Annotated in this window: 14 protein-coding genes; 4 read left to right on the top strand and 10 right to left on the bottom strand. The window is 56.0% G+C overall.

Translation table 11 applies throughout. From position 1 onward, the window contains the following. Window position 1: 1 nt before the first annotated feature. Genes EZM41_RS05570 through hrcA form a run of 8 tightly spaced genes read right to left on the bottom strand, consistent with a single transcriptional unit; the run spans window position 2 to window position 8,657 of the window. Complete coding sequence (locus EZM41_RS05570) at window positions 2-1,054, bottom strand: bis-aminopropyl spermidine synthase family protein (protein ID WP_198470148.1); 1,053 nt, start codon at window positions 1,052-1,054, stop codon at window positions 2-4. Then, complete coding sequence (gene mtaB / locus EZM41_RS05565; RefSeq protein WP_198470147.1) at window positions 1,017-2,390, bottom strand: tRNA (N(6)-L-threonylcarbamoyladenosine(37)-C(2))-methylthiotransferase MtaB; 1,374 nt, start codon at window positions 2,388-2,390, stop codon at window positions 1,017-1,019. Before mtaB ends, EZM41_RS05570 begins: the two co-directional genes overlap by 38 nt. After that, window positions 2,377-3,108: an RsmE family RNA methyltransferase gene (locus EZM41_RS05560; RefSeq protein WP_198470146.1), complete on the bottom strand. Its 732-nt coding sequence runs from the start codon at window positions 3,106-3,108 to the stop codon at window positions 2,377-2,379. Before EZM41_RS05560 ends, mtaB begins: the two co-directional genes overlap by 14 nt. Then, window positions 3,083-3,952, bottom strand: a complete 870-nt coding sequence (locus EZM41_RS05555) for a 50S ribosomal protein L11 methyltransferase (protein ID WP_198470145.1) — start codon at window positions 3,950-3,952, stop codon at window positions 3,083-3,085. Before EZM41_RS05555 ends, EZM41_RS05560 begins: the two co-directional genes overlap by 26 nt. Window positions 3,953-3,992: 40 nt before the next feature. Continuing rightward, entirely contained in the window at window positions 3,993-5,138 is a 1,146-nt protein-coding gene (gene dnaJ, locus EZM41_RS05550) for a molecular chaperone DnaJ (RefSeq protein WP_198470144.1), read from the bottom strand. A gap of 18 nt (window positions 5,139-5,156) precedes the next feature. Beyond that, window positions 5,157-6,995: a molecular chaperone DnaK gene (gene dnaK / locus EZM41_RS05545; RefSeq protein WP_198470143.1), complete on the bottom strand. Its 1,839-nt coding sequence runs from the start codon at window positions 6,993-6,995 to the stop codon at window positions 5,157-5,159. Window positions 6,996-7,008: 13 nt separating this feature from the next. After that, on the bottom strand, window positions 7,009-7,626 hold the full coding sequence (locus EZM41_RS05540; protein ID WP_198470142.1) for a nucleotide exchange factor GrpE: 618 nt from the start codon (window positions 7,624-7,626) through the stop codon (window positions 7,009-7,011). 17 nt (window positions 7,627-7,643) lie between these two features. Continuing rightward, the gene (gene hrcA / locus EZM41_RS05535; protein ID WP_198470141.1) at window positions 7,644-8,657 is read right to left on the bottom strand and encodes a heat-inducible transcriptional repressor HrcA; all 1,014 of its coding nucleotides are present in this window, start codon (window positions 8,655-8,657) and stop codon (window positions 7,644-7,646) included. A 240-nt stretch (window positions 8,658-8,897) separates the two neighbouring features. On the opposite strand from hrcA, the gene EZM41_RS05530 reads away from it, so the two are divergent. The 4 genes from EZM41_RS05530 to EZM41_RS05515 are packed head-to-tail and all read left to right on the top strand — an operon-like array spanning window position 8,898 to window position 11,565. Next, a complete protein-coding gene (locus EZM41_RS05530; protein ID WP_198470140.1) occupies window positions 8,898-9,539 on the top strand; it encodes a histidine phosphatase family protein in 642 nt (213 codons plus the stop codon). Window positions 9,540-9,555: 16 nt separating this feature from the next. After that, window positions 9,556-10,767, top strand: coding sequence for a dihydropteroate synthase (gene folP / locus EZM41_RS05525; RefSeq protein ID WP_198470139.1), 1,212 nt, complete (start codon window positions 9,556-9,558; stop codon window positions 10,765-10,767). Beyond that, entirely contained in the window at window positions 10,764-11,249 is a 486-nt protein-coding gene (folK, locus tag EZM41_RS05520; RefSeq protein ID WP_198470138.1) for a 2-amino-4-hydroxy-6-hydroxymethyldihydropteridine diphosphokinase, read from the top strand. Before folP ends, folK begins: the two co-directional genes overlap by 4 nt. Window positions 11,250-11,289: 40 nt before the next feature. After that, complete coding sequence (locus EZM41_RS05515; protein WP_198470137.1) at window positions 11,290-11,565, top strand: hypothetical protein; 276 nt, start codon at window positions 11,290-11,292, stop codon at window positions 11,563-11,565. Window positions 11,566-11,592: 27 nt separating this feature from the next. Here EZM41_RS05515 and EZM41_RS05510 read toward each other — a convergent pair whose 3' ends face one another. Beyond that, window positions 11,593-12,402 (bottom strand): transporter substrate-binding domain-containing protein, encoded by an 810-nt coding sequence (locus EZM41_RS05510; protein ID WP_198470136.1) that lies wholly within the window; start codon window positions 12,400-12,402, stop codon window positions 11,593-11,595. Window positions 12,403-12,518: 116 nt separating this feature from the next. Beyond that, window positions 12,519-12,737: hypothetical protein (locus EZM41_RS13595; RefSeq protein ID WP_232619110.1), on the bottom strand; the 219-nt coding region annotated here is incomplete at its 5' end.

The raw sequence follows: 12,737 nt of genomic DNA, 5'->3' as shown, positions 1-12,737 counted from the left end.
CTCATACAGTGGAGCTTTCGCTGTCTGTATATATATCCCTGCCGGTCACGTCGGCATTGGGAACCTCGACGGATTCCACCACTTCTATCCTGAACATAGAAGAATAATACCAATTCTTCGACGGAAATTGCTTCACAGGCGCCAATTCCCACGCCTTCATCTGTTCAAGATAGCCCCAGTTGACATATTCATTAAAATGATGAATTATATCGGTGATCGTAACCCCCATATCCAAGAGCAGACGCTCTACCGACCGCCACTTGACTAACGAACTCTCCACTCTCGTGAGGCCGAAATAGCCGGCTCCGCCCACGCCTTTCAGGGCAGATATGCCGCGCCCCACGAAGACGCGCATCGCCTCCACGGTCTCCGGGGGATCGGTGAAAAACGTGTCGAAGCGCTTCAAGAGCTCCTGCGGCAGGGGAAGCCTCGCGTCGCGCATGATCACCTCAAAATTCAACCCGAGCTTTTCGGCTGCCTTTCTCTCAAATTCGACTATGCGCTCATCTATCTCTATAACGACCACTCGCCTCGGGAGTCCCGTCATTGCCAGTGCCAGTGCCACCAAATCGTCATCGCCGAAGACGATCACGATTTTGTCGCGCAGATCGCCCCTCTCGTCCGCCAGGGCGATCCTGGCAAACGTCGTCTCTGGCGTCACATACCCCTGGTCATATCGGATAGCCGCCTCCGGCCTATCGCGCTGGATCTCATAAAAGCATTCCAAGGCTCTTTTGAATTTATCCAGGCCCAGGCCTCTCCCCCTGCAGCTTGGGCAGGTATGATCCTCAAAAGGGAAAACCCCCAAGCCTTCGCAGAAAGCCTTTCCCTTTTCCGTCAGAGAAATGCCCCCAGAGGAGGCACGAAGCATCCCCTCTTCCAGCAAAAGCCCGACGAGAGCCGACACCGCGGGTAGCGGCTCATCGCTTTTATGGACGATCTCCCAGAGGTTATCGCTCACGAAAACGGCGGCAAGCGCCCTCTCTACGTTGCGAGGACCCCAAGGTATTCCGGTTTTATCGCTGACCAGCCTGGCAAGTTGCTGCAGATCCATATGAGTGCTCCTCCTCGTCGGCGAAATCGCCCACAACGATACCACTCAACCCTCCATCTTGCACCTTCAACACTTTTACGCGGAACTCCGGATGGATCGCGCTGCCCCCTCTTGCCTCGGCGCGCAGGTAATGGCGCGTATAACCGAAAGAGACCTCCCCGGTGTGCCCTTCCACGAGCACCTCCACCTCCCTGCCCAGCCAGCGACTGGCGTAACGATCGAGTAGTGTTTTACCGAGCGCGATCGCCTCCCTGACGCGCTCGTGTGCGACCTTCCGCCCGACCCTTCCCGCGATACTAAAGGCCTTAGTCCCTGGCCTGGGGGAATAAGGGAACACGTGAAGCCTCCCAAAGCCGATAGAGGATATAAACTTTAAGCTCCTGTCGAAAGCGGCTTCGTCCTCACCCGGAAAGCCGACGAGCAGGTCCGTGCTAAGGTGCACGTCTTCTCCCAAAATTGCGCGAACCCGCTCTGTCATCTTAGCGAAATCGGCGCTCGTATACCCGCGCTCCATCTTGGCCAACACGCCGTCGTCGCCGCTTTGGAGGGGTATGTGGAGATGGGGGCAAAACTTCGGCGTTTCGGCCAACGCCCTGAGCAATTCCTCGTCCACGGCGAAAGACTCGATCGAACCGAAACGCAGCCGGCTTAAACCCTCGATGCGGCCCAAGCGCTTCACCAACTCACCTAAAGAAGAGGATATATCGCCCCCGTATAACCCCAAGTTTACCCCAGTGAGGATTATCTCTCGGCAGCCGTTTTCGACGAGTTGCTTTGCCTCTTTTTCCACGTCTTTGAGACTTCGGCTGATAGGCCTGCCCCTCACGAAGGGTATTACGCAATAGGCGCAGAAGCGATCGCAGCCGTCCTGAACCTTCAAGAAGGCCCGAGCGCGCGACCCCGTGCAGCTCAGGCGCAGATCGTCCCATCTGTTCTCGGACCAGAGGTCTGCAGTCAAGATCTCCCCCCGCTCTGCCTTCCCATCGAGCAAAGCCGACAACAGTTCGGGCAATTTGCCTTTGAGGCGGCTGCCTACGGCGAGGTCGACGCCGAGGTCAGACAGATCCTCCCGAGAGGTCCGTTGCACGAAACAGCCGCAGGCCACGATCGCGGCATTCGGCGATTCGTGCCTGAGCCGTCGGATGAGCTGACGGCATTTCTTGTCCGCCGTGGACGTAACGGTGCAGGTCAGCACTACGGCTATGTCGAAGGGCAAGCGATCCACGATCTGGGCGCCCTCCTCGCTCAGCATGGAAGAGAGCGCCGAAGCCTCATAGATGTTGGTCCTGCAGCCGAGGGCATGGACGAAGACGCGCTTGCCTTCAAGAGGACGCATTGACCTTGTTCTCCATGGAAAGCAGCAGATAACCGCACCCCACGGCTGCCGCTGTGGGGGCGCGGAGTATGCGCGGCCCCAAGGATACCGGCTCGAAACCCAAATTGAACATAAACTTTAGCTCCTCCGGTGTCCAATCCCCCTCCGGTCCGATTGCGAGCGCCGCTTCGCCGCCAAACTCTACGGAACCGAGCGGCTTGGCGCCGGAAAGCGCTGCCACAAAACGCCACTGGGGTAGCGCAATCGAAGACAGCTCCTCGACGGCTATGGGAGGATGAATAACAGGAGGGTCAGGGGCTCCGCACTGCTTCGTGGCCTCATCGGCTATGCGGCGCCATCTCGCGAGCTTTTGTTCGAGCCTCAACCCGTTAAGCGCGATGACGCTGCGGCGACAATTTACGAGGATTATTTCAGTAACGCCTATCTCCGTGACCTGGCGAATGGCGCTTTCGAGGGCCTCGCTTTTCAGCATCCCCAAAAGTAGGACTACCTTCCCAGCCGGCGGGGCGCTGGAAAGGGCGTACAGCTCCTCCAGGAAAAGCTCCCTGCCGTTGCGTATGAGCCTCATCACCAGGCATCGCCCTGGCAACAACCCATCGACGAGCTCTCCGTCGCGACAGCGGCGCACATCGATATGCTTGGACTCTTCCTCGCCGAGGCGCCATACCCTTTCGGAGACCTTTTCACAGCGCTCAAGCCGAACGCGCGGCCGCGACACCCCACCACTCCTCCTTCTCCAACTCGTCTAAAGAGCAAAAGCCAGCTCTCTGCAGCGCATCGAGAAAGCTTTCTTTCTCTTTAAGTATAAGGCCTGAGAATATGGCCACCCCTCCATCTTTAAGGTGCGCTCTGATATCGGGGATGAGCCTTAAAAGCTCTTCCAACAATATATTAGCGACTATCAAATCCGCGGCAACAGGCAAGCCTATCAATCCGTCGCCTGAGGATAACTCGATTGCCCCTTCCTCCACGCCGTTCAGTTCAAAATTCCTTCGCGCTTCCTCCAGCGTGGCAGGATCTACGTCCCTCGCATAGACCTTGCGCGCTCCCAAGCGCCAGCACGCTATAGAGAGTATCCCGGAGCCGCTGCCCACATCTATCGCTGTCATACCGGGGCGGCAATGGCGACTCAACAGGGAGAGGGCTATCTGGGTGCTCTCGTGATAACCAGTGCCGAAGGCGCTGCCAGGGTAGATATATATAGGAATGTGGCCCGCCGGCTCGTTTCCCTTATGCCATGGAGCCATAACCACAAAGCGCTCTCCCACGAGAAGGGGAGGAAAGGCATCGCGCCACGCCACATGCCACTGGCGGTTTTCCACCTTTCCCATATCGACTATGGCCATACTCGGCTCTTTCGATATGGCTTCATTGACGCGGGAAACCCAGCTTTCCAAATCTTTGCTCGCCCTGTAATAGGCCTTCAAGATCAGGCCTTCGGGCAGTTCGCGGAGTTCGGCGCCTATGCTCCCGGTGGCGTCGGCTATCGAGTATAAGAGATCTTCCTGCGATTCGGGGGCCTTTATTGTGATGTACCACCAAAAAGCCTCTCCGCTGTCCATGCTTCCACCCCTCCATAAAAGGAAAGGGGGCAAAGCCCCCTCACGAAGCGAACCAACCTTTCAATTTATCCAAAAGGCCCGTCGCCTTGACCGGAACGTGCATCTCTTGGGCTAGGGCCTCTATAAGCGCCCTCTGCCGCTCGGAGAGATCCCGTGGGACATCGACCATGACGCGGACTATAAGGTCTCCACGCCCGAGGCTACCAAGGCGAGGCATTCCCTTGCCCTTTAGGCGTATTGAAGTGCCCGATTGGGTCCCAGGCGCTATCTCGAGCGTCTCCTCGCCGTCGAGGGTCGAGACCTCGACGCTGCCGCCCAGGGCTGCTATGGGAAACGGGACGTAGATGTCCGTATAGAGGTCGTCTCCTTTCCTCACCAGGCGAGGGTGCTCCAAGACGTGGATGACGAGGTAAAGGTCACCGGGCGGCCCGCCGTTCGTTCCGGCTTCGCCCTCGCCCTGGATGCGCAACCTCGTGCCCGTGTTAACGCCTGGCGGGATTTTCACCTCCACGCGATGACGTGCTCGAGAGCGCCCCTGCCCCCCGCAGGACTTGCACGGATGAGATATAGCCTGGCCGCGCCCCCTGCACGTGGGACAGGTCGTGACGGAGACGAAATCGCCGAAGGCGGTTCGCCTGTGGCTTTCCACCTGGCCATGACCCTTGCACGTGGGGCAAACCCTGGGCTCCGAACCAGGTTCCGCGCCGGTGCCGCCGCAGCGCTTGCACGTCTCCCACCTCGGTATATAAACCTCTTTTACCGCTCCGCGGGCCGCCTCCTCAAGCGTAACGGACATCGGCATCTCGATGTCGTCTCCGCGCTGCGGGACCGGACGCCCCCTCCTCGTCGACCTCCGGGAATCGCCAAAAAAACTATCGAAGAAATCCCCGAAGATGTCACCGAAGTCGAAACCGCCGAAGTCGGCGTAAGGCCCGCCGCCCCACTGAGGAGGCGTCTCGCCCACCGTGCCGAACTGGTCATACTGGGCACGCTTCTGCGGGTCGCTCAAGACTTCATAGGCTTCGTTTATGAGCTTGAAACGTTCCTCCGCCTCCCGGTTCCCTGGGTTGGCGTCGGGATGATATTTGCGCACCAGCTTCCTGTAAGCCCTCTTTATCTCGTCCTGAGAGGCATTCTTAGGCACGCCCAATATTTCGTAATAATCCTTCGCTCCAGGTCCGGGCACGGAAGATCACCTCAACTTCTAAACTTTGCCTTGATCCCTGAACTCGGCGTCCACCGTCGGGCCCTCGTTAGGAGCGCCTCCCGGCGCCTGGGCCGAGTCGGCAGCGCCACCTCCTGCCTGCTGCGCCTGAGCCTGCGCGTACAGCCTTGACGAGAGCTCATGCAATCTGGACGTGAGCTTCTCGCAGGAGGACTTTATAGCCTGGACATCCTCTCCCTTGGCGACATTGCGAAGCGATTCGATCTCTTGCTCCACCTGAACCTTTTCGCTCGCCGTGACTTTGTCGCCGAGATCTTTAAGGAGCTTTTCGGTATTATATATCAACGAGTCGGCCTCGTTGCGCGCATCGGCCAGCTCCTTCCTGCGCCTGTCGGCCTCTTCGTTAGCTTCTGCCTCTTTCCGCATCCGCTCTATTTCGGCCTCGGATAGGCGGGACGAATGAATCGTCACGTGCTGGCTCCTGCCCGTGGCCTTGTCCTTGGCCGTCACGTTCAATATGCCGTTCACGTCGATATTGAAGGTGACTTCGATCTGAGGCACTCCCCTCGGTGCGGGCGGTATGCCGTCTAAAACAAAGCGCCCGAGCGTAACGTTATCTGCGGCCATAGGACGCTCTCCCTGAAGGACGTGAATTTCGACCTGCGTCTGGTTGTCGGCTGCAGTGGTAAATACTTGCGACTTAGAGACAGGGATAGCCGTGTTACGCTCTATGATCTTGGTGAACACGCCGCCCAAGGTTTCGACGCCGAGTGAAAGCGGTGTCACGTCGACGAGCACGATGTCCTTATGTTCGCCGGCCAGGATGGCCGCCTGTATGGCTGCGCCGACGGCTACGCACTCATCCGGGTTGACGCCCTTCGTCGGCTCTTTGCCTAAGAGCTCTCTGATCTTGCGCTGGACCATCGGCATGCGCGTAGCTCCGCCAACCAAGAGGATTTTATCTACCTCGTTAGGCGTAAGGCCTGCGTCGGATAAAGCCCTCTGCACCGGCCCCACTACTCGCTCGAGCAAATCGGCCGTCATTTCCTCGAACTTCGCCCGTGTCAAGGTCAATTCGAGGTGCTTAGGCCCTGTGTTGGTAGCCGTGATGAAGGGCAGCGATATCGTGGTCTCAGGCATGGACGAAAGTTCAATCTTAGCCTTCTCTGCAGCCTCGCGCAGGCGCTGGAGTGCCATTCTGTCCTGGCTCAGGTCCACGCCCTCGCGCTTTTTGAACTCGGCTATCATCCAATCTACAATGCGCTGATCCCAGTCGTCGCCTCCTAAATGGTTATCTCCGGAGGTCGCCAGGACCTCGAAGACCCCTTCGCCCACGTCCAGGATAGAAACGTCGAAGGTGCCTCCGCCGAGGTCGAAGACGAGGATCTTGTGCTCTCCTTCCTTGTTGACGCCATAGGCCAAACACGCCGCCGTCGGCTCGTTGATGATGCGCACCACCTCTAACCCAGCTATCTCACCCGCGTCCTTCGTGGCCTGGCGCTGAGCGTCGGTGAAATAGGCAGGCGTGGTGATTACCGCCTTCGTCACGGGTTCGCCCAGGTATTCCTCGGCATCGTGCTTCAATTTCTGGAGTATCATAGCCGAGATCTCCTGAGGAGTATAAGCCTTGCCATCTATCACCACTTTATAGTCGCTGCCCATCTTGCGCTTGATGGACATAATCGTTCGCTCAGGGTTGATGATGGCCTGGCGCTTGGCGAGCTGTCCGACCAGCCTTTCCCCCTCCTTCGTAAAGGCCACGACAGAAGGGGTGAGACGGCTGCCCTCGGCGTTCGGTATGACAGTGATGTTGTCTCCTTCTTTAACAGCTACGACGCTGTTTGTAGTTCCCAAGTCTATGCCTATTATCTTGCTCATATAGATCACCCTCCTACGGTTTGGCGAAATATCTCGCTACCTTGACCTTAGCGGTCCTCAAGACTTTGCCGCCAAAGGTAAAACCTCTTTCTATCTCCTCCAGGATCTCGCCGTCGCGCTCTGCATCATCGGTCACGACGACGCCTACAGCTTCATGGAGGGCTGGATCAAAACGCTGCCCGACCGTCGGTATCGGCTGCAGGCCCGCTTCGTTTAAGCTCTGGAGGAGTTGTTTATAGATCATGGAGATACCCTTTGCCATGGGCGAGTCATCCAATTCGCCCAGGTGCATCAGGGCGCGCTCCAGGTTATCGAGAACCGGCAACAATTGTATCAGTATATCCTCAGCGCCTCGCTGGCGCTCCCTCTTGATCTCCCTTTCGGCTCGCTGGCGGTAGTTGTAGAAATCCGCCTTTATGCGACTCGCTTCGTCGAGCAAAGCCGCATAAGATGAACGCGCCTCTTCAACTTCTTCTTTCAACTTGTCTCGCTCCTGCATAGTCTCTTCGAGTTCTTTCTTTAACTCCTCCTTGGTAGGCGCCCTGCCCTTCTTCGGCCTGGATGACCCTTCCGGTGCCGAAGAAGGCTGAGTCTGCTCTTCCAAGGGTTTATCGACTCTATCCTCCAACACGTCTATCCCCTCCGCATTTACATGTGATCCTCCCTGAGATCCTTGGATATCGCCTCCAACGTAGCGATGGAGCCTTCATAGTCCATCCTCAGCGGCCCTATGAGGCCCAAAATCATCCTGCATCCCGCAGCGTCCACCACATTGAAGAGTAAAGAGTAATCGCGCATTTCCTCGATGGCATTTTCCTCTCCTATGATGACGTGGAGCCCTTCCTTCAAGGAGTAGCTCTCCAAAAGGCGCAGCAATGACTCCTCCTCCTCTAAAAGGGCGAGGATGGCGCTGATGCGGCTCACATCCTGGAAATCGGGGAGTTTCAGTATCTCGCTCGCCCCGCGCGCAAAGAAGTGATAGTTTTGGCGCAGAGCCATGGCGTCCAGCTCGTCGATGGCGGCGAGGCAGGCGTTGAGATAGTCCTCTAATTCTCCCCTGATCTGTCGATACAAAGCGGCGCGCACCTCGCTCCACGGCCGAGTTGCTATCAACTCGTTGACCTTCCTCGCGGCGGCGTCGAGCTTATCCTGCGAAATATCGCCAGGCACGGCAATGACGCGATGGTGCACCAAGCCGCCCTCGAGGACGACCAAAACCATCACGTGTCCGCTGTCGAGTCGGACGAAATCCACCCGCCTCGGCTGCATGTTCCCCGAGGCGCCGATGGCCGCTACCGAGAAGCACCGCGTTGTCCTGCTCATCAGCGTCGAGACATAAGAGAGGAGCTCCTCCGTATTCCTGCGGCGCTTCTTGATCTCTCTTAGCCATCGTTCCAAACCCTGCGGCGGCGCAGGTTTTCTCTGCAGTATGGCATCCACGTAAAGCCGATAGGCCTTGGATGTCGGAACGCGACCGGCAGAGGTATGAGGCTGCCATAAATACCCCATCTCCTCCAAGTCGGCCATCTCGTTGCGTATGGTGGCCGGGCTCTCGCCCGTAAGGTAACGCTTAGAAATCGCCCTCGAGCCGACCGGTTCGCCCGTCGTTATGTATTCGTAAACAACCGCAAGGATGATCTCAAGTTGCCTCTCGGTGACCATATCCGCACCTCCAAAGGCTCTATTAGCACTCTCATAAGAGAAGTGCTAAGACACCCTTAAGCCAAAAATAGGTTACCAATATAGATGCCGATTGTCAAGACTGGTCAAATTTCTCTGGCACTCTCGGGCCCGAAAAGTGCGGCACGGCTTCCCGTTTATCCCTTCCGCGGTAAAATGATATAAAGGAATGGTATAAGAAAAGACACCACAGACACATCCTCGAAAGGAGAAACGGAGCAAATGGAGGCTATGACTACGGCCATAATCGTGCGGCACGGCGAGTGTCCGGGCAATAGGGAGGGGCTCTTTCGCGGCAGAAAGGATTTTCCGCTGAACGAAAACGGCGTAAAGCAGGCACAGGCGCTCGCTACGGCGATATCGAAGCGCTGGGGCATCTCCACCGTATACTCCGGCCCCTTGAGCAGAGCCACGGAGACGGCCCGCATCGTCGCCGAACGCTGCAACGCCCCTTTTTATCCCGACGAAAGCTTCAACAACATAAACCTGGGCCCCTGGGAGGGGCGCCCGAAAGTCGAGGTGGAAAAGGAATTTCCAAAGGAGTGGCAGACGTGGCTCTTGAGCCCCGAAGACCTCCGCCTCCCCGGGGCCGAGAGCCTCGGCGACGTGCAAAGGAGGGCTTTCGAAGGGCTCGAGGCGCTGATCCGAAGACATAGGGGAGAGTCCTTCGTCGTCGTGAGCCATAGAGCGGTCATAAAGCCGATGATCGCGGCATGCCTGAAGATATCGCCGCCCTATTTCTGGAGAGTCCACGTGGATACGGCCTCCTACAGTACGCTCGTATACGAAGAAGCGCGCGGCTACTGCCTCACTCAGCTCAACGAGACCAATCACCTGGAAAGCTTCATCCAGGAGTGGGTTTAACGGGGGCGCCGAAACTATGGCCATCTGCTATTTCGACTTTACAGACTCCGAAGAACTGGCCAGGGCCGTCGAAAAGCTCGGTGCAGACCCACGGTCTTTCCCTTTTTTCGCGAATAAGGGAAAGACGTTGGCGCTATTTTTGCCGGCTGTCGAGTCCAGAGCCGCGAACGCCTTGAAGCAGGAAATGCTGTCGCTGGGAGGAGACGCCGCGGTGCATAAGCGCTGCATCGAATGCAAGGTGGAGGCTTCGGACGTGATCCTCCTCGGCACGCCCAAACAGCTAAAAGGCCTCGTGCAGAAGCTTTCCGCCATGCCGTATTGGGGGCTCGAAGAGGTGCGCAAAGGGCTATCCGCAGCTATAGAGGGGCTTTCACGCAAAAGATGGGAGCTCGAGCTTCCGAGGGGCAGAAGACTCGAGCTCGGAAACAGGACGCTCATAATGGGCATCATAAATGTCACCAGCGACTCCTTCTACGCCGCAAGCCGCATCGATTTAAGCAAGTGCGCGAATAGAGCCGTCGCCATGGTAGAAGAAGGAGCGGCGATCGTAGACGTGGGGGCAGAATCGACGCGCCCAGGCTCTTCCTTTCTGTCTTTAGACGAAGAAATGGGGCGGCTCATCCCAGCCATAAGGGCAATCAGGGATGCCCTGCCCGACGTGGTGATATCTGCAGACACGTACAAAGCGCAAGTGGCCGAAGCCGCCGTAGAAGCCGGCGCAGATATGATAAACGACATATCGGGGCTGGGTTTCGATCCCGATATGCCATCGACTATAGCGAAACTGGGCGTTCCACTCATACTCATGCACATAAAGGGAACGCCACAGGACATGCAGCGAGATCCCTATTATGAAAACGTAACGACCGAAGTCGCCGCCTACTTCGAAGAGCGACTCGCACTGGCCGAGCGTTGTGGGATAAAGAGGTCACAAATCATCTTGGACCCAGGGATAGGTTTCGGCAAGCGCCTCGTCGACAACGAAGTTATACTGAAGCATATAGAGGCCTTCCGCACCTTCGGATTGCCCATACTTATTGGACATTCGAGGAAGAGCTTCATAGGCCAAATCCTGAACCGGCCGGACCCCGAGGAACGCTTATTTGGCACGATCGCTGTAAGCAGCTTGTGCGCCTGGAAGGGCGTAGATATCTTGAGGGTCCACGACGTGAAAGCAAACGCGGAAATCCTAAAAGTAATAGAAGCGATAAAGGGGGCGCCGTTATGAGGGTTGCAGCCATAGGACTCGGAAGCAACGTGGGAGACAGGCTCGGCGCGCTCAGACGCGCCTTGTCCCTCCTGAAGAGAAAGGGCGTGGAGATCCTCAGAAAAAGCGACGTCTTCGAGACCCCCCCTGTCGGCCTGACCGAACAACCGAGATTTCTAAACGCCTGCGTATTGGTCAAGACATCCATGGACCCACAGCTCTTGTTGGCGCAACTGAAGGAGATGGAAGTGGCCATAGGGCGACAGGATAGAGGGCCTTGGGGGCCGCGGGAGATCGACCTCGACATACTCTACATCGACGATCTTGCGATACGCGATGGAGAATTGGAAATACCGCACCCGAGGATGCACGAGAGGGCATTTGTACTCTTGCCGCTATCCCAAATTGCCCCCAATTGGAGGCATCCGATCTTGGGCAAAACCGTCGAAGAGTTATTAACGGAGGTCTCATTAAGCGGCATAATATACATAACAACTCTTTAGCTCGTCTCAAAGTTAGCCCGAAAACGCTGGAGGTGACAAGATGGCACAGGTTCAGCCCAGCAATATCCTTAAAGGGCCCTTTTGGCCCGAAAGGGTAAGGGTAATTTCAGCCACATCTATAGGCAGAAACCAAATGAGGATCGAAGCTGTAGGACTTAAAACTCAGCGCTTTTATAACCCGCTGCTTTCCGAAGAAGATGTAAGGCTCATCGAAATCTTAAAAGAGGGACCCTTCGCTTTCTCATCCGACGGAGAGTCCCTCTTCCTTTACCTCGAATCCCACCGCATAAGAAACGCCTTTCAGTTCGGCGCGTGAGCCAAGTCCAAAAAACCCTTTAAAAGTTCATTTAATGTGGCTATCAAAGATCTCTTTGAATTGCCCTGTTTTAAGAGCGGTATGGAGCCACAGATCTACCCACTCCTTGAAGATTATGTCTCCTCGGGGGAGCATGTAACCGAATTCCGTAAAGGTGAAAGGTTTGTCGGGGTTGACGGCGGCGAGCTCAGGATGTATCCGCTCCTGCACTAACGTCTCCACGGCATCGGTAATCATAAGGTCCGCCTTGCCCGCAACGATTTGGTCGAAGATGGTTACATTGTCATCATAAACAAGGATCTTTGCCTTCTTAAGGTTCTCACGGACAAATTGCTCGTTCGTCCCACCAGGATTGACGATGACCGTTACATTCTCCTGGTCGATCTGCTCCAGGGTCTGAAATTTATTCACGTTTTCCTTGCGAGTGATAGGGGCCTTCCCTGTCTCCATATAAGGTATGGTGAAAAAGACTTTCATCTGGCGGTCGAGCTTTTTAGAGATACCACCAACTGCCACATCGTATTTATCCTCCACGAGATCCGTCACTATGTTTTTCCAGGTTGTGGGGACGAATTCCAGCTTTACGCCGAGGGCCTTTGCCAGCGACCTGGCCATATCGATGTCGATTCCTTCATACTCTTTGGTCTCTTTGTTAAGATAAGTGAAAGGCTTGTAGTCTCCGGTCGTCCCAACCTTGACCACGCCTCGTTCCAGAATTTCGTCAAGCCTCGATGGCCCAGCTGCTACCGCAAGGTTTCCAATGGCCAGCGACAAAATGGCCACCACAGCGGCTACAAGCAAAAAACGCCTTTTTAAAACCCCTTTGCTCAACTTCATGAACCTCTCACTCTCCTTCCCATGATTAAAACGCAAAAAAATACAAGAAACACCTAAAATCTAAACATGCCTACCGGGTTTCCGCCCTTTAGGCGTTCACGAACCCGGTCGGTTTTTTAATTATCCACCTCTTGCGCCACTTTGGCAATCTTTTGAAATAGAGCCTCTAAAGATGGCCCTTGTCCGACATTTACTTTAAGCTCCAAAGGAAGCTCTAAAAGCTTTGCGGCATATGCCCTTGTATATGTTTTTAAGGCAATGTAGGATATATCTGGTAAGGTAAGCACACATCTAAGGCAAGTATATACAACCCCGGGCATAAACTGACTTTCAGG

The sequence above is a fragment of the Acetomicrobium sp. S15 = DSM 107314 genome, from assembly GCF_016125955.1.
Classification (GTDB): Bacteria; Synergistota; Synergistia; order Synergistales; family Thermosynergistaceae; genus Thermosynergistes; species Thermosynergistes pyruvativorans.
Note: the sequence above shows the minus strand (reverse complement) of the source record. Positions and strands in the feature narration are given on the sequence as shown.